Consider the following 16,199-nt stretch of genomic DNA (forward strand, 5'->3'; position numbering starts at 1 on the left):
CACTAAAACTTCATCACTTTATTTACTGCCGCAACCACCCTGTCAGTAGTTGGAAGGTAGTAGTCTTCAAACCCGAAATAAGGAACAGGCACATCAAATCCCGTTACTCGCTCCACTGGTGCCTTTTGATGGAGGAATGATGTCTCATTAATAATAGCAAGAACATCTCCACTAACACTTGTTGCCGCATGCGCTTCGTGCACAATAACCGTTCTACCAGTTTTCTGTACAGATTCTGCAATAATATCTCTGTCAATCGGGTACAGGCTTCTTAGATCAATCACTTCGCAACTTACACCCTCAGATTCTAGTTTCTTCGCAGATTGAAGGGCAACCGGAATCATGGCTCCCCACGCAATAATCGTGACATCTTCCCCTTCCTTGCAAATTTTCCCTTTCCCTATTTCTACTGAATACTTTCCTTCTGGTACTTCCTCTCTGACAGAACGATAACATCGCATTGGTTCTAAGAACAGAACAGGATCTGGATCCTCGATTGCAGCAATTAATAATCCTTTGGCGTCATATGGATTAGATGGACAAACTACTTTGATTCCCGGCATATGAGTAAAAATTGCCTCTGTACTATCTGAGTGAATTTCTGGTGCCCTAACTCCAGCTCCATATGGTGCGCGGATGACCATAGGGACGGTATAATGCCCCATCGTTCTAGCCCTGATTCTTGATGCATGCGTCATGATTTGTTCGTAGGCAGGATAAATAAATCCAAGAAATTGTATTTCTGTAACTGGACGAAAACCATTTATCGCCATGCCGATTGCAGCTCCAATGAAACCAGCTTCACTTAAAGGTGTATCCATAACACGGTCTTCGCCATATTTCTCTTGCAAGCCCTCTGTGGCACGAAAAACACCCCCATTTACTCCAATGTCTTCCCCCATAAGAAGGACATGTTCGTTTTCACGGAGCATGGTATCCAACCCATCTGTAATTGCTTGAACCATTGTCAATGTTTTCGTTTTCAATGCCGTTTCCACTATACTTCACCTCTCATCAGTTGAAGAAGTTCTTTTTTCTGTTGGTCAATTCCACATGTCGGCTTTTCAAACACATAGTCAAACATGTCAGCAGGATCTGCCTTTGGAAAGTTCTCCATTTCTTCTATTGCAGTATCGACTTCTTGAGAAAGCTCTACTACCATTGATTCCTTCCAGTCTTCTGTAAACCAGCCTTGATTTTTCATAAAACGTTCCAATCGAAGAACAGGGTCATTCTCACGGCGTTTCTCGTTTTCAGATTGGTCTCTGTATTTGGTTGGGTCATCAGCAGTTGTATGGGCTCCATATCTCCATGTTACCGCTTCAATTAAGGTTGGTCCCTCGCCGTTTCTTGCTTTTTCTAAAGAATCCAACGTATGAAAATAAACAGAAAAAATATCATTCCCGTCAATACGAACACTTTTCATGTCATAAGCAAGTGCTTTCTGAGCAATTGTTTCAGTATTCATTTGTTTGGATAGAGGTACAGAAATAGCAAAATGATTGTTCTGGTTAAAAAACACAACCGGCGCCTTAAGAACACTTGCAAAGTTTAACCCTTCATGAAAATCACCTTCAGATGTTGCTCCATCACCAAAATAAACGATACTTGCATTTTTCGTTCCTTTTCTTTTCTCTGCATAGGCTGCGCCTACCGCATGTGGAAGCTGTGTTGCTATTGGAATCCCCGGTGGAAATACTTTTTTCCCATTTGCCGGAATACACCCTTCATTTCTTCCATTCCAAAACAAGAGAATATTGCGAAGGGAATGACCGAACGTCATGGTAGCACCATGATCCCTATAAGATGGAAATAGCCAGTCTTCATCCTCCAATGCCATTGCACTCCCTACCTGGGAAGCTTCTTGCCCCTCATAAGGAGCATAGGTACCGATGCGGCCTTGTCGTTGAAGACTAATACATTTTTTGTCAAAAGTGCGAATTCTAAGTAAATGTCTATACATAGACTTTGCAAGTTCTTCTGTAATTCTTTCTTCATACGTTTTATCAAGGATGTTACCTTGATTATCAATAATCTGAATGATAGGAAATTGATTTATCACCTTATTTCCCCCTCTATTAAACTCGTACTGACCATTTTGGTCGCTTGGAATGAGTGAAGAAGCTGTTTCTTCTGCTTCTATCTACTAATCTCTGTTCGCAGAAGTTATTTGCCGCTTCCACTGTCGTAATATTCATTTTCTCTGCTTCTTTATAAACATCCATTAAAGAATTATAGATAGCCATAGTTTTGCGAAGAACACGTTCTTTGTTTGGTTCATATAGTTCATCTGCGACTTGAATCAGTCCACCGGCATTGACGATGTAATCTGGAGCATAAAGGATCCCTTTTTCTTGCAGCATTGCACAGTGATGATTTTCAATCAGCTGGTTATTGGCTGAACCTACCACTGCTTTTACCTTCAACTGTTCTATCGTCTGGTCGTTGATGATTCCACCAAGTGCGCACGGTACAAACACATCTGCATCAACCGAGTAGATTTCATCTCCGCCAACCACTTTGATACCTGCTCCAATCTCTTTCGCTTTGGCGACCAGTTGGTTAATGGCGAATTCATTGATGTCAGATACATAAATGTCTGCTCCAGCATGCATTAGCTGCTCTGCCACTTTTGCCCCAACCTTTCCTAATCCTTGGATTGCATAACTTTTTCCGTAAAGATTTTTCGAACCCCATAGTGTAAGGTTTGTCGCTTCAATTCCGTAGATAACGCCTTGAGCTGTTGGTACGGAGGAATCCCCACTTCCTCCATACACCTCATCCACACCTACAATACAATTGGTTTCTTTTAAAGCATGCACGAAATCCTCCGGTGATGTTCCCATATCGGTGCCAGTATAAAAACGACCATTTAACGATTCAACAAATTGACCGAACGCTCTAAATAATTCTGGAGTTTTGTCTTTATTCGGGTCCCCAATGATAACCGCTTTCCCACCACCAAAATCAACATCTGCTGCAGCGCATTTATAGGTCATCCCTTTTGAAAGACGGAGAACATCATATAATGCAGCATCCACAGATTGATATGGTTGCATTCGACATCCTCCCAAAGCTGGTCCTAGCGTTGTGTTATGTATGGCAATTATGGCTTTCAACCCAGTATCTGGATCATTACAAAAGACTACTTGTTGGTGTTGTTGAATTTTATCGAACATCTCCATTCCTCCAACTTCTGAAGTAAGCGTTTTCATATTTGTCAAAGCAACCACCCTTTTTCAGTTTTTCTTATAGTCTATCATCGTTTGGATTTTTCTCTTTGGTAATACTACCTGCGTAACTTCCCCTTCTCCAACAACGCGATCTTCAGAAAATATTAAAACTTTTGTGATGATGAAGTTCTTCTTAAGACCCACTACCGTTGCTTCTAACGTCAACATTGTTCCTTCTGTTGCCGGTGCAAGATGCTTCACTTTAACTTCTGCACCCATTCCTTCTTCCGTCTCTTCTAAAATTTCTAATATCATTTGCCGTGAAACCCACTCCATGTGATAGACCATCATTGCGGTGGAATACACGGGATGAATTAATTCACCTTCAAACTGGGCAAACATTTTGTTGGTAACGGTGATTTGAATGGAATGTTTCGTACCTAACGTTAGTTGCCGCTTCATGTGTTCACCTCAAAACGTATAACGTTTATTCAACGCTATAATAACATTCCGTTAAATGAACCGTCAATAAATTGTAGAAATTTTATAAATAGTCAATCATAAATGGTTTTGCTCTTTATAAGAAAACAAAAATATTGAACCTAAAAAATTTTGTTAATTGATTTATCACCGCTGTTCCTTTCCGCAAATGGCTTCGCTTTCCGCGGGACGGTGCTTGAGCCTCCTCACTTCGTTGCGGGGTCTCAACCTACCGTTACTCCCCCGCTGGAGTCTTCGCCTTTTGCTCCAATACACTGCTGAATATTGCATGTTAAATGAATGCATTATCAGCTACTTCAGTTAAAGTTTCCTTTTTTATAACCTCTTAAATTAATGTAGCTTTCTTGTTGATTGAAGTGGAAGTCGTGCGAATCTCTTTGACTAATTCAATTACCTTCATATCGGTGGCGATGAGGACCTCTTTACTCCTAATTTCTCGTCACTGAGGTCTTCATAACGGTGATGAGGAGTCAAGTCCATATTAATGTGCAAAAATAGTTAAAACATGATCTAAGGATAAATCCCCTATGACCACTGCCCCTCTGCTTTTTCACCCTCACCTGTCGTCATACACCTCCTATGACGACCGCTCCTCTACTTTTTCACCTTCACCGGTCGTCATACACCTCCTATGACGACCGCTCCTCTGCTTTTTCACCTTCACCTGTCGTCATACACATCCTATAATGACGACTCCTCTACTTTTTCACCCTCACCTGTCGTCATACACTTCCTATGACGACGACTCCTCTACTTTTTCACCCTCACCTGTCGTCATACACCTCCTATGACGACCGCTCCTCTGCTTTTCCACTCTTTCCGGGCATGATTGAGACGCCTTCTCTGTTACCGTTTCCTTCTTTCCCACTATGCTTCGGGCATTGAGACTTCTCTACTCCTGTTTCCTCGTCTCTGAGGTCTCCATAACGGTGATCAAGAACTACTCTGAGGACTAACCACAATTCAATCTTCTTAAACAATAAAAAAAGAGGAAATGACCAGGTCATTCCCCCCTTCTATTATCAACTTAGTAATGCTCTGTCGTTGGTCATTGCTTGTCCGCGTATTCGCTGGAATTCAGAAAGCAATCGTTCAATAGTAAGAGATTTCTTTTCATCCTCTCCTACTTCCAGAATAATTTGTCCTTTGTCCATCATAATTAATCGATTCCCAAGATCAAGTGCCTGCTGCATGTTGTGGGTTACCATCAATGTCGTCAAGCCTTTATCTGCAACGATTTCTTTTGTGATGTTGGTAATCAATTCTGCACGAGATGGATCGAGAGCTGCCGTATGCTCATCTAAAAGAAGGATATCAGGTTCTGTGAATGTTGCCATCAAAAGGGACAGTGCTTGTCTTTCCCCACCTGAAAGTAATCCAACTTTTGCACTCAGTCTGTTTTCCAAACCAAGGTGCAACGTCTCCAGTACTACTTTGAAATAAGTTTTTCTCTTTTTTGTGACACCCATTTTTAATGTCCTTTTCTTATTCCGCGAATAAGCCATTGCTAGATTCTCTTCAATTGTCATCGTGGGCGCCGTTCCTGCCATCGGGTCCTGAAACACTCTTCCAATATATTTTGCCCTTCGATGTTCTGCCAAATAGGTGACATCACGCCCATCAATCTCAACTTTTCCGGTATCAGGCGTTAGCACACCGGAAATCATATTCATTAGCGTCGACTTACCGGCACCGTTACTACCAATGATGGTGACGAAATCTCCTTGTTTCAAGGAAAGGTTAATGGTATCAAGTGCATTTTTTTCATCTAATGTTCCTTCATTAAAAATTTTGTTAATCTGTGTTAAGTGTAGCACGTTGATCCCCCTTTTCATTGGCAGAATGAAGAGTTCCAAGCTTTAACAACTTCTGTTTCTTTCGCTTTCTATCTTTATAACTTTCAATGAATTTAGGAGTAATAAGTGCCAAAATAACAATGGTGGCCGTTATGGCTTTTAAGTCACCTGTTTCTAAGAACTCCACCCTTAATGCTAGCGTCACGACAATTCGATAGATGATTGCGCCACCGATAACGGCAAACGTGGTCCAAGCAATCGTTCTTGTACCGAAAATGGCTTCTCCGATAATGACAGATGCCAATCCGATGATAATCATCCCGATACCCATTCCAACGTCTGCATACCCACCATGCTGGGCAATAAGAGCACCTGAGAATGCAACCATGGCATTTGAAATCCCTAAACCAAGAATAACCAGTCCACTTGTATTGGCAGAAAGGCTTCGAATCATTCGCTTATTATCACCTGTCGCTCTGATTGCCAAACCGATTTCCGTTTTTAAGAACAAATCAGTTAAAACTTTTATCGCAAAAGTCACAATTAACATAATGGCGATAATGCCCCATGTTCTCGGTAAGAAATTGGCTAATCCAACAGATGTGAAGATATTGTTTAAAAACTCATCTATCCCTGTATTCCCCCACCAGGAACGGATGTTTGTGAAAAAAGTATCACTATTTAATAATGGTACATTGGATCTTCCCATTATTCGCAAATTAATGGAATAAAGAGCAATCATCATTAAAATACCAGATAAAAGGGGATTGATTTTTCCAAACGTATGTAAAGAGCCAGTAATACAGCCTGCGATAAATCCTGCAAACATCGCTACCACTGTTGCCGTAACGGGACTATACCCGCTGACAATCATTGTCGCAGCAACGGCAGCACCTGTTACAAAGCTTCCATCTACCGTCAAATCGGGAAAATCAAGGACCCTAAAGGAAAGATATACCCCTAGGGCCATGATGGCATAGATGATTCCCAATTCGACTGAACCAAAAATTGCTGTAATCATGTCAGAATCATCTCCTTGTTGTCTTATACATTCTTATTTTTCATCATAAAACTCTGCCATTTCACTCCAAGCATCCTGTACTTCCATACCTTGAGCTTCAGCAGCATCTGTATTAATAGTTAACTTCAAGCTCTTTGGATAGGATACGGGAATTTCAGAAGGGTCCTTTTCCCCTTTTAGAACTTGCACAGCCATCAAGCCGGTCTCATAACCTAAGTCAAAATAGTTAAATCCACTTGCTGCCACTGCCCCTGCTTTCATAGAATCAAGTTCTCCTGCAAACAAAGGTATTTTTTCTGTAGTTGCCACACTAATAAGGGACTGAATGGCTGATACAACGGTATTATCAGTAGGCATATAAATAGCATCTACTCTTCCAATTAAAGATTCTGCAGCCTGTTGAACCTCTGCAGATGTAGAAACCGATGCTTCTACCAAGGAACCGCCTTTTTCTTCAACAAGGCCTTTCACAGTTTCTACTTGAACAACGGAGTTTTGTTCTCCCGTATTATAGATAACACCGATTTTTTTGGCACCAAACTCTTCCATCATGAAATTGATAGTAGTGGCAATCGCATCAGGGTGTGTATCTGAAGTACCTGTAATGTTATCTCCTGGTTTTTCAAAAGACTCTACTAACTGAGCACCAACAGGATCAGTTACAGATGTAAAAATGATGGGTATATCTTTTGTAGCCTGTAAAGCACTTTGCGCACTTGGAGTGGAGTTAGCAAAAATCATATCAACTTCATCTGCAACAAATTTGTCTGCAATAGGCTTGTTATTATTTGGATCACCTTGGGCATTTTGAACATCATATTTTACATTCTCGCCTTCTTTATAGCCGTTGTCTTCTAATGCCTTCTTAAATCCTTCGAAGGCTGCATCTAAAGAAGGATGTTCAGCAATTTGGGTAACACCAATCACTACTTCGTCCTTTGCATCTCCACTTGTTGAGTTAGAACTGCAACCCACCAATAACGCAGCGCATGCCATACTAGCTAAAATAGATTTCATCTTAAATTTTTTCATCCTTATCCCCCTTATATATGTTTATAAGCTACATAAAATTATGTAAGCTATTGAAACCGTTTACATTATGAGTCTATCTATGATGAACAAAACGTTATTCGTTTTTTCAACGTTATATTAACACCAAAAAACAAATAGTGTCAATATATTCTAAAAATTTAAATAAATATATTATTCTACAATAAATACGCCATTTTTCTCTAAAACCCTTTTATTTTTTTGTAAATATAAAAAGAAACCTCCGAGTGAAAAAGAGGTTTATTTCTACTTAAAATTGCGCCATGGCATTATGAAGTTGCTTTTTTGCTTCCGACACCATCTGCTCTAATAGTTCGCTAACAGATGGTATGGTATTTATGATACTCGATATTTGACCACCGTTGATAAAACCTTGTTCTAGTTCTCCCTCTACTGCGCCTTTGATATGGTGATCTTCCGTAGTCATTAGATTAAACTCCTCAAGTGTAATTCCTTCTGTCTCTTTAGTTAGAAGCAACTCAGCATATGGAGTGCGCAGGATCCTTCTTACTCTCCCGAATGTTCTGCCGACAATGACAGTGCCTTGGTCGTCCGCAGCTAAGATGGAGTTCTTATAATGATCATGAAAAGGTGCTTCTTTTGTAGCAATCAACCTTGTCCCCATCTGCACTCCAGAGGCACCAAGGGCAATAGCTGCAGCCAACCCTCTTCCATTCCCAATCCCCCCAGCGGCTACAACCGGTATAGACACAGCCTCCACCACTTGTGGAATCAATGTCATAGTCGTTGTTTCAAGGTTTGAATTTATACCAGCAGCTTCATAGCCTTCTGCCACAATAATATCAGCGCCTGCATTTTCTGCTTTCAAGGCCTGTTTAGGGGAAGCAACCACACAAATAACTGTTACCCCATGTTCTTTTAACTTAGGAATAAAAGGCCCTGGATTCCCCGCTGACAGAGAGACAACCGGTACCTGGTGCTTAATAATGAGTTTTAGAACCTCTTTTGTATATGGAGAAACCGACAACGCAACATTCACTGCATAAGGTTTATTTGTAAGATTTTTCGTTTGTATGATGATTTGTTCCACTTCTTCTGGCTTCATCGTCCCTGCCCCAATTGTACCAAGGCCTCCTGCGTTGGAGACAGCTGCAGTTAATGGCGCGTTACTGATATTTCCCATTCCGCCTTGGATTATTGGAAAGTTTATGTGGAGAATTTCTTGTAGTTTATTCATCAATTATTTCACCCCTCGTAAAAATAATGTTATACTAATTTTAATATTTAGACAATAATAATTAGGGAGTGAGTGATGAATGATTTATCCTTTTGACGGGAAGAAACCGCAACTTCATGATTCTGTATTTGTTGCACCAGGTGCACGGATTATCGGTAACGTAACAATTGGAGAAGAGTCGACTGTTTGGTTTAACGCCGTTCTTCGAGGTGATGAAGGACCAATAACAATTGGGAAAAAGTGCAGCATCCAGGATAATGTAACTGCGCATTTATACGAAGGATTTCCGTTAGTGGTGGAGGATGAGGTAACAGTAGGACACACTGCCATTCTTCATGGTTGTACAGTTAGAAAACGATGCATTGTAGGAATGGGTTCTACGATATTGGATGGAGCTGAAATTGGCGAAGAAAGTATCATTGGTGCCAATACTTTGATTCCTTCAGGCAAAAAAATTCCTCCACGATCACTGGTTGTTGGATCTCCAGGTAAAGTTATTCGTGAATTGTCTGACAGGGATTTGGAGCTCATTCAGCTATCCATTGATACATATGTGCAAAAAGGGAAAGATTATCAGAGGGAATTGGGAGATTGATAGACGGGAGTTCCCGTGGGACCGGGCCGGGTAGATGGTTCGGTTTTTTTTGTTTTGATCTTTGATGATTCGGTTTATTAGTTCTGCCTTTTTGATATAGTTTGCTAGGTTCTACAACTTTAGGGAGATCTTCTACCTTTTAAAAGTAGAACCTTCTACCTTTCAACAAAAATCGACACGAACTATATCGATCATAATAATATTATGTAAACACTCACTTCACAAAAACAAAGCACTTCCACCATCTAAAGTGGAAATGCTCTCCTTACTCCATAATATAAGGATGATTCATCACATCATACTTTTTGTCTTTCAAATCCAGCTCATTACCATCTTCAAAAACCTCTTCAAAAAAGCGGGAAGCAGGCTCTGCCAATTCTTTATAATACTCACTAAATAAAGATGCGGCATGGCTGCCTAACCACATATCCGGTAAAAGCTCTTCTGGCAGTCCTGGATCAACGAATAAGAACTTTCTGTATTCATGCACAAGCTTGGTCCGCTCCACGAAACATTCCGCGTCTGTCATTTGGCCTTTCCCAATTTTATTTTTATCAATGATATATTTTTGGCTGTATTCTTGAATGAATTCTTGATATTTCCCATTAATTTCATTAAGATCCCAACTTTTCATAACAAGGCGTTCATTTTCATAGGGACCATGGTATTCAGAAACGAAAAAATCGACATACTCTTGTATTTCGTATTTGGCAATGAGGTCGTGTACCTGCTTTTCTAATGAGTTGGGTGAAATCCAACAGCTATTGGATAATGTTCCAAATCCACTCCAAATCAACTCTTTACGCAGTTCATCCCGAACACTTCTGATTTCTTCTGGAATGGTATACATGAGCATACGCCATTTTCCATCCCAACTATCTGTCTTTAGCTTAAATATACGTTTTGCCGCTTCATCAATTCTTTTCACGCCGCGGTCTGTTAAAAAATAATAACTTTTGTTTCCCTTTTTTTCCGCTTGGACCCATCCCTGCTTGTTCATACGTGATATCGCTGCTCGCACCGCTTGATCGTTATGACCAAATTCATTTAATAGTTTGATTAAACTACCAATCCAAATTTTGTTGCCATAATGTCTGACATAGTCACCATATAAAGTAAAAATCATTGATCTTGTATTCATTTCCAGCATCCTCTTTCTACCACATTAAATAAATCGTTATATTACAGTAATTTCATTTTAACAGAGCAACGCGTTATAGAAAAGATGGTAACGGAAAACGCATCCAAAAACCCCAACAAAAAAACACCCCAAAGAACCATAGAGCATGATGCTCTATGACTCTTGTGGTCTCTCAACTATGGTTGCAATCCCTTGACCAACGCCTACACACATGGTAGCAAGGCCGTATCTCACTTCCCGCTTGTTCATTTCATGCACAAGAGTAGTAAGTATTCTTGCCCCGCTGGCACCTAGAGGATGGCCAAATGCAATTGCCCCACCGTTAACATTTACTATGCTTGGATCTAATTCTAGTTGTCGCATACATTCTAGTGATTGGGATGCAAATGCTTCATTTAACTCGATGAGGTCCAAATCTCCAACAGATATACCTGCCCTACCAACTGCCTTCCTAGTGGCATAGATTGGTCCAATTCCCATGATGGAAGGGGTAAGTCCAGCAGTGGCAGAAGTGACATACCTTGCTAATGGTTTTAAGCCAAGCTCCCTCGCTTTTTCAGCACTCATCAACAGCAGTGCCGATGCGCCGTCATTTACTCCGGACGCGTTGCCTGCTGTGATTGTCGTCCCTTCACCAAAAATAGGCTTCAATTGGCTCAGCTTCTCTAAAGTAGTATCAGGTCGAGGGTGCTCGTCGCAGTCCACAATTGTTTCTTTGCCTTTTCTATCCACAATAGTGACTGGTACCATCTCTTCTTTAAAACGACCTGACTCCATTGCCAATTTAGCTTTTAACTGGCTTTCATGCGCAAATTCGTCTTGATCTTTGCGGGAGACGGAGAATTCTTTTGCCACGTTCTCCGCGGTTTGCGGCATCGTGTCCACTCCATACATTTTTTCAAGTTTCCTGTTTGTAAATCTCCAGCCTATGGTTGTATCCATGAGTTCCATATTGCCACGGGGGTAGTCTATTTCTGGTTTGCCCATGACAAATGGAGCCCTTGTCATGCTCTCGGTTCCTCCAGCGATGAAAATGTCCCCTTCTCCCACCATAATGGCGCGTGCTGCATAATTTACCGCATCAAGACCAGAACCACATAATCGGTTAATGGTCGTTCCTGCCACCTCTACCGGAAGACCAGCCAATAGTGCACTCATCCGGGCGACATTTCGATTATCTTCTCCTGCCTGATTAGCATTACCGAACACGACTTCTTCAATTTCATTGACAGGGACATTTGGGTTTCTTTCTACAAGGGCTTTAATAACAATCGCCCCGAGGTCATCGGGTCGGACAGCCTTTAAAGCTCCTTTATACCTTCCAATGGGAGTTCGGCAAGCATCTACTATTACAACTTCCTTCATAATGAACACCTCTCTCGTTGATTATTGGTAGTCATAGACTCCTTTTCCACTTTTCCTGCCCAATCTTCCAGCTTTCACATACTTTTCTAGCAGAGGTGCCGGGCGATACTTTTCCCCTAACTTTTCATGCAAATATTTTAGGTTATTTAGACGGGTATCCAATCCAACGAGATCTCCGAGTTCAAAAGGCCCCATCGGATAATTGAGTCCCAGTTTGATCGCTTTATCTATTTCTTCTGGTGTACCTACCCCTTCTTGAAGCATATAAAAGGCTTCATTTCCGACAAGGGCACTAATTCTACTTGTTACAAAGCCGGGAAATTCATTTACAACAACCGTTTCTTTCCCCATTTTTTCTGCTACATCTCTGATAAATTCAACGGTTTCGTCACTTGTTTCCAAACCACGGACAATTTCGACCAGTTTCATTTTATGTACAGGATTAAAAAAGTGCATCGCGATAACTTTTTCGGGTCTCGATGTGAAGCTTCCTATTTCGGTCGGACTCATGGTAGAGGTGTTGGAAGCAAAATAACAACGCGAAGGGGCAACCTTGTCGATTTTTTCGAAGACGGATTTTTTGATATTTATGTTTTCAGGTACCGCCTCAATGATAAGATTGGCTTCGTTCACAGCTTCCTCAAGATCTGTCGAGTAAAAAAGGCTGTCCCTTAATTCTTCTGCAGCTTGCTCTGTTAATTTTCCTTTTTCCAACCCTTTGGAAATGATGAGCTCTATTTCTTTTCTAGCTCCTTCAAGTTGTTCTTCTTTAACATCAACCAATGTAGTTTGGTACCCGCCTAGCGCACTTACATAGGCAATTCCACGGCCCATAACTCCTGAACCGATGACCACTACTTTTTTCATGTAGACTCTCCTCCTTCATCATGCTGTAAAAAAAGCAAAGAGGACCATGCCCCTTTGCTCCAGAAAGAAAATTATTCTATTTATACACCAAACGGATTAAGCGGACGATTTCCAAAATAGGAAATGATGCTCTTCGTTTCTGTGTAAAGATCAAGTGTTTCAATGCAAAGCTCACGGCCGAATCCGGATTGCTTGTATCCTCCAAACGGCGTTCCAGGGAATGCAGAGAATGGGCAGTTGACCATAACAATACCTGCTTGAATCTGTTTTGCAACACGTGTAGCACGGCCATGATCTTTCGTCCAGATAGCTGAGCCTAGACCATATTCGCTGTCATTTGCAAGTTTAACCGCTTCTTTCTCATCGCTAAATGGCATAACGACTACTACAGGCCCGAAAATCTCCTCTTTTACCACTTTCATTTCATGTGTAACACCTGTGATAATGGTTGGCTCATACCAAAAACCATTTTCATAACCTTCCACTTTAGCCACTTTACCACCTAAAACGATGTTAGCTCCTTCTTCTTTTGCAGATTGAACATATCCGTCAATTACATCTAACTGACCTTGGTTGATGATCGCACCTATATGCGTTTCTTTTGCAAAAGGATCACCAAGAGAAAGTTTTTTCGCTTTTTCTACGAACTTCTCCATGAACGTCTCATAAATATCTTCGTGAACATACAGACGAGATCGTGCCTCACAAGATTGTCCTGTGTTATAGAAAATTCCAAACAACGACCCATCTACTGCTGCATCAATGTCTGCATCTTCAAACACTAGATTAGGAGACTTGCCGCCAAGTTCCAATGTTACTCGTTTAAGTGTTTGGGAAGCTTTCTCCATGATGTCTTTTCCGATTGGTGTAGAGCCTGTGAAAGCTACCTTGTCTACTTGAGGATGCTCAACCAAGTAGTTTCCAATTTCAGATCCAGCTCCAGGGATGATGTTGACAACTCCCTCTGGTACTCCTGCCTCCACGCATATTTCACCTAATACGATGGCGGTTAGCGGAGTTAATGTAGCTGGTTTAACAACAACGGAACAACCTACTGCTATTGCCGGGGCAATCTTCCATGCTGCCATCATTAATGGATAGTTCCATGGGATGATTTGTGCACACACACCTACCGGTTCTTTTTCTGTGAAGTTCTGGAATTGTCCTGGAACATTGTTTACAGACCCACGGTGTCCCACGATAGCACCAGCATAGAATTCAAAGTCTTCGATTGCTTGCATGACTTGCCCTTGGGCAGCAGAAAGGGATTTACCAGTATCTAAAATCTCTAACTCAACCAGCTCGTTGAAACGGGAACGCATGATAGACGCAATTTTATTTAACGTTCTTGCACGTTTATTTAAAGGAAACAGTTTCCATTTTCCTTTATAAAAGGCCTGACGCGCAGCTTGAACAGCTTTTTCCGCATCCTCTTTAGAAGCTTTCGCGATCGTTGCAACCGCTTCTCCAGTTGCAGGGTTGTATGTCGTAAACGTTTCTCCTGTGGAACTGTCCATGCGTTGTCCTGCGATAATAAGTTGATAAGTGTCTCGTTTCATATTTAGTTGTTCCATTTTTTGCTCTTTTACTGTAGACATACTCTCATCTCCTTTAAGTTTTTATTATCTCCCTTTAAAAGCCGGTTTCCTCTTCTCTATAAAAGAAGTTACCCCTTCTTTGTGATCTTCAGATAGACCGGCAATTCTCTGCCCATATGCTTCTTGCTCCAAATACTCCTCATACGTAACATTCCAACTCGCTTGTATGGATCGTTTAATGAGTCCAATAGCTTGTGTAGGCATGTTAGCAAGTTTGTTCGCAAATGCTTCCACTTCTTCGTTCCAACTGTTTACAGGGACCACTTTGGTAACAAGTCCGTATTCTTTTGCTTGATCTGCTTTAATTTTCTCTCCTAATATAGCTAATTCTAATGCTTTTGCATTACCTATTAACTTAGGGAGAAAATACAGATTCCCAGAGTCTGGTATTAACCCAACATGTATGAATGCCTGGACAAAGCTTGCTTTTTCAGATGCAAGACGAAAATCACATGCTAAGGCAAGGCTGAAACCTGCACCGGCAGCAACTCCATTTATCGCAGCAATGACAGGCTTTTCACATCGGGACAATTGTTTCATCATTGGGCCATACCTTGTACGTAAGACATGCCCGTGATCCATATTTTCATCCACTTCTGCAAGGTCCTGACCGGAGGAGAATGCCCTGCCTTCCCCAGTAATGACAATGGCCCGAACTCTCTCATCCACACTTGCCTGTTTTAATGCTTTGGTAATCTCTTTGTTCATCTGCTCTGTAAACGCATTCAATTTATCCGGCCGGTTCATGATGACCCATGCAACCTGGTTTACTACTTCATATTTAATGGTTTCAAACATGGAATCTCCCCCCTTATTCCCCTTCAAATTTAGGCTTACGCTTTTCTTTAAATGCACGCATGCCTTCTTTTTGATCGTTGGATGCAAACAAAAGATAAAAATTCTTTCGCTCGTATTGCATCCCTTCATACACAGAATAGTCCACTGCCTTATGGACGGATTCTTTGATTAACCGAAGGGAAAGAGGTGGTTGTTTAGCAATTTTCTGGGCAAAATTCATGGTCTCTTCCAGTAATAGTTCTTTCGGGATGACCCGGTTGATGACTCCATAGTGCAATGCTTCTTTCGCACTCATTCTGTCACCTGTGAGCAGCCACTCCATTGCTTTTGATTTTCCCATTAGTTTCGTCAATCTCTGGGTTCCTCCAGCCCCAGGCATAACACCGAGGCTAATTTCAGGAAAGCCGAACTCGGCATCCTGTGCTGCGAATAAGATGTCACAACACAGAGCAAGTTCAAAGCCTCCCCCAAGGGCAAACCCTTGAACTGCTCCAATAATAGGTTTCTTTACCCAAGCAAGACGGTCCCATTCAGTGAATTGATTTAACAGTTCAAGTTCGATTGCTGTAGCTTCTGCCATTTCATCAATATCCGCCCCAGCTGCAAACGCGCGTCCGTTTCCTGCCAGTACCATAGCTTTTACTTCATCATTTCGGTCAAACTCTTCTAATACCGTCACAATTTCTGTAACCATGGGGCGATTGATTGCGTTCAACACTTTAGGTCTATTGAGTTTGATGATGCCTATCGAGCTTTCAATGGAAACTTCGATATATTCGTACGTGTTACTCATTCACTTCTTCACCAATCATTAAGGTGACAAGATCGCCGGCAAAGCTCATTAAATCCTTTCCAGATGCTTTTGCTTCATCCGTTCTCATCGCTTGCTTTAAAGCGTCTTGGCTATCGTAATACATTTCACACATTAAATAGTACTTGCCCTCTCCACCCATTGGACTGCCTACTACTTTCGTTACTTCCATTTTGCGTAAGCCAGGAATCTTAGCAGTAATAGGTGCATGCGTGTCAAAGTAGTGCTGATCAAAAGCTTCCTTGTTTTCCGGATGTTTATAAAGCGCAATTAATTTTACCATTC

General features: G+C 41.4%; 17 protein-coding genes. 1 reads left to right on the top strand and 16 read right to left on the bottom strand.

Going from position 1 to position 16,199, the window contains the following annotated elements:
- Positions 1-2: 2 nt before the first annotated feature.
- From AAV98_RS01550 to AAV98_RS01590, 9 genes are all read right to left on the bottom strand, one after another.
- The gene (locus AAV98_RS01550) at positions 3-965 is read right to left on the bottom strand and encodes an alpha-ketoacid dehydrogenase subunit beta (RefSeq protein WP_197284218.1); all 963 of its coding nucleotides are present in this window, start codon (positions 963-965) and stop codon (positions 3-5) included.
- A gap of 32 nt (positions 966-997) precedes the next feature.
- The gene (gene pdhA, locus AAV98_RS01555) at positions 998-2,062 is read right to left on the bottom strand and encodes a pyruvate dehydrogenase (acetyl-transferring) E1 component subunit alpha (protein WP_060663793.1); all 1,065 of its coding nucleotides are present in this window, start codon (positions 2,060-2,062) and stop codon (positions 998-1,000) included.
- A gap of 16 nt (positions 2,063-2,078) precedes the next feature.
- Positions 2,079-3,215, bottom strand: a complete 1,137-nt coding sequence (locus AAV98_RS01560; RefSeq protein WP_060663999.1) for a Leu/Phe/Val dehydrogenase — start codon at positions 3,213-3,215, stop codon at positions 2,079-2,081.
- 24 nt (positions 3,216-3,239) lie between these two features.
- Entirely contained in the window at positions 3,240-3,635 is a 396-nt protein-coding gene (locus AAV98_RS01565; protein ID WP_060663794.1) for a thioesterase family protein, read from the bottom strand.
- Positions 3,636-4,459: 824 nt separating this feature from the next.
- Entirely contained in the window at positions 4,460-4,681 is a 222-nt protein-coding gene (locus AAV98_RS01570; RefSeq protein ID WP_060663795.1) for a hypothetical protein, read from the bottom strand.
- Positions 4,682-4,696: 15 nt separating this feature from the next.
- Positions 4,697-5,491, bottom strand: coding sequence for an ABC transporter ATP-binding protein (locus tag AAV98_RS01575; protein WP_060663796.1), 795 nt, complete (start codon positions 5,489-5,491; stop codon positions 4,697-4,699).
- Positions 5,469-6,491: an ABC transporter permease gene (locus tag AAV98_RS01580; RefSeq protein ID WP_060663797.1), complete on the bottom strand. Its 1,023-nt coding sequence runs from the start codon at positions 6,489-6,491 to the stop codon at positions 5,469-5,471. The genes AAV98_RS01575 and AAV98_RS01580 overlap by 23 nt, the downstream gene beginning before the upstream one ends.
- Before the next feature lie 33 nt (positions 6,492-6,524).
- Positions 6,525-7,523 (bottom strand): ABC transporter substrate-binding protein, encoded by a 999-nt coding sequence (locus tag AAV98_RS01585; protein ID WP_060663798.1) that lies wholly within the window; start codon positions 7,521-7,523, stop codon positions 6,525-6,527.
- Positions 7,524-7,791: 268 nt separating this feature from the next.
- Positions 7,792-8,739: an NAD(P)H-dependent flavin oxidoreductase gene (locus AAV98_RS01590; RefSeq protein ID WP_060663799.1), complete on the bottom strand. Its 948-nt coding sequence runs from the start codon at positions 8,737-8,739 to the stop codon at positions 7,792-7,794.
- A 79-nt stretch (positions 8,740-8,818) separates the two neighbouring features.
- Between AAV98_RS01590 and AAV98_RS01595 the strand changes: the two genes are divergently transcribed.
- Positions 8,819-9,334: a gamma carbonic anhydrase family protein gene (locus AAV98_RS01595; RefSeq protein WP_060663800.1), complete on the top strand. Its 516-nt coding sequence runs from the start codon at positions 8,819-8,821 to the stop codon at positions 9,332-9,334.
- 265 nt (positions 9,335-9,599) lie between these two features.
- Here the strand turns inward: AAV98_RS01595 and paaX are convergent, their stop codons facing one another.
- From paaX to AAV98_RS01630, 7 genes are all read right to left on the bottom strand, one after another.
- A complete protein-coding gene (gene paaX / locus AAV98_RS01600) occupies positions 9,600-10,475 on the bottom strand; it encodes a phenylacetic acid degradation operon negative regulatory protein PaaX (protein WP_060663801.1) in 876 nt (291 codons plus the stop codon).
- 153 nt (positions 10,476-10,628) lie between these two features.
- A complete protein-coding gene (locus tag AAV98_RS01605; RefSeq protein ID WP_060663802.1) occupies positions 10,629-11,840 on the bottom strand; it encodes a 3-oxoadipyl-CoA thiolase in 1,212 nt (403 codons plus the stop codon).
- Between the two features lie 21 nt (positions 11,841-11,861).
- The gene (locus tag AAV98_RS01610) at positions 11,862-12,707 is read right to left on the bottom strand and encodes a 3-hydroxyacyl-CoA dehydrogenase (RefSeq protein ID WP_060663803.1); all 846 of its coding nucleotides are present in this window, start codon (positions 12,705-12,707) and stop codon (positions 11,862-11,864) included.
- 80 nt (positions 12,708-12,787) lie between these two features.
- Positions 12,788-14,305: an aldehyde dehydrogenase family protein gene (locus AAV98_RS01615; protein ID WP_060663804.1), complete on the bottom strand. Its 1,518-nt coding sequence runs from the start codon at positions 14,303-14,305 to the stop codon at positions 12,788-12,790.
- Between the two features lie 24 nt (positions 14,306-14,329).
- Positions 14,330-15,103 (bottom strand): enoyl-CoA hydratase-related protein, encoded by a 774-nt coding sequence (locus tag AAV98_RS01620; RefSeq protein ID WP_060663805.1) that lies wholly within the window; start codon positions 15,101-15,103, stop codon positions 14,330-14,332.
- Positions 15,104-15,116: 13 nt separating this feature from the next.
- Positions 15,117-15,896, bottom strand: coding sequence for an enoyl-CoA hydratase/isomerase family protein (locus tag AAV98_RS01625; protein ID WP_060663806.1), 780 nt, complete (start codon positions 15,894-15,896; stop codon positions 15,117-15,119).
- The gene (locus AAV98_RS01630; protein WP_060663807.1) at positions 15,889-16,197 is read right to left on the bottom strand and encodes an EthD family reductase; all 309 of its coding nucleotides are present in this window, start codon (positions 16,195-16,197) and stop codon (positions 15,889-15,891) included. Before AAV98_RS01630 ends, AAV98_RS01625 begins: the two co-directional genes overlap by 8 nt.
- Between the last annotated feature and the right edge of the window lie 2 nt (positions 16,198-16,199).

It is taken from the genome of Bacillus sp. CHD6a (genome assembly GCF_001293645.1).
Classification (GTDB): domain Bacteria; phylum Bacillota; class Bacilli; order Bacillales; family Bacillaceae_I; genus Sutcliffiella_A.

Bases quoted from the DNA above. Each gene is read 5' to 3' on its own strand.
- AAV98_RS01550 (WP_197284218.1), bottom strand. From the start codon at position 965: ATGGTTCAAGCAATTACAGATGGGTTGGATACCATGCTCCGTGAAAAC.
- AAV98_RS01560 (WP_060663999.1), bottom strand. From the start codon at position 3,215: ATGAAAACGCTTACTTCAGAAGTTGGAGGAATGGAGATGTTCGATAAA.
- AAV98_RS01565 (WP_060663794.1), bottom strand. From the start codon at position 3,635: ATGAAGCGGCAACTAACGTTAGGTACGAAACATTCCATTCAAATCACC.
- AAV98_RS01570 (WP_060663795.1), bottom strand. From the start codon at position 4,681: ATGACCTGGTCATTTCCTCTTTTTTTATTGTTTAAGAAGATTGAATTG.
- AAV98_RS01580 (WP_060663797.1), bottom strand. From the start codon at position 6,491: ATGATTACAGCAATTTTTGGTTCAGTCGAATTGGGAATCATCTATGCC.
- AAV98_RS01585 (WP_060663798.1), bottom strand. From the start codon at position 7,523: ATGAAAAAATTTAAGATGAAATCTATTTTAGCTAGTATGGCATGCGCT.
- AAV98_RS01590 (WP_060663799.1), bottom strand. From the start codon at position 8,739: ATGAATAAACTACAAGAAATTCTCCACATAAACTTTCCAATAATCCAA.
- AAV98_RS01595 (WP_060663800.1), top strand. From the start codon at position 8,819: ATGATTTATCCTTTTGACGGGAAGAAACCGCAACTTCATGATTCTGTA.
- paaX (WP_060663801.1), bottom strand. From the start codon at position 10,475: ATGAATACAAGATCAATGATTTTTACTTTATATGGTGACTATGTCAGA.
- AAV98_RS01605 (WP_060663802.1), bottom strand. From the start codon at position 11,840: ATGAAGGAAGTTGTAATAGTAGATGCTTGCCGAACTCCCATTGGAAGG.
- AAV98_RS01610 (WP_060663803.1), bottom strand. From the start codon at position 12,707: ATGAAAAAAGTAGTGGTCATCGGTTCAGGAGTTATGGGCCGTGGAATT.
- AAV98_RS01615 (WP_060663804.1), bottom strand. From the start codon at position 14,305: ATGTCTACAGTAAAAGAGCAAAAAATGGAACAACTAAATATGAAACGA.
- AAV98_RS01620 (WP_060663805.1), bottom strand. From the start codon at position 15,103: ATGTTTGAAACCATTAAATATGAAGTAGTAAACCAGGTTGCATGGGTC.
- AAV98_RS01625 (WP_060663806.1), bottom strand. From the start codon at position 15,896: ATGAGTAACACGTACGAATATATCGAAGTTTCCATTGAAAGCTCGATA.
- AAV98_RS01630 (WP_060663807.1), bottom strand. From the start codon at position 16,197: ATGGTAAAATTAATTGCGCTTTATAAACATCCGGAAAACAAGGAAGCT.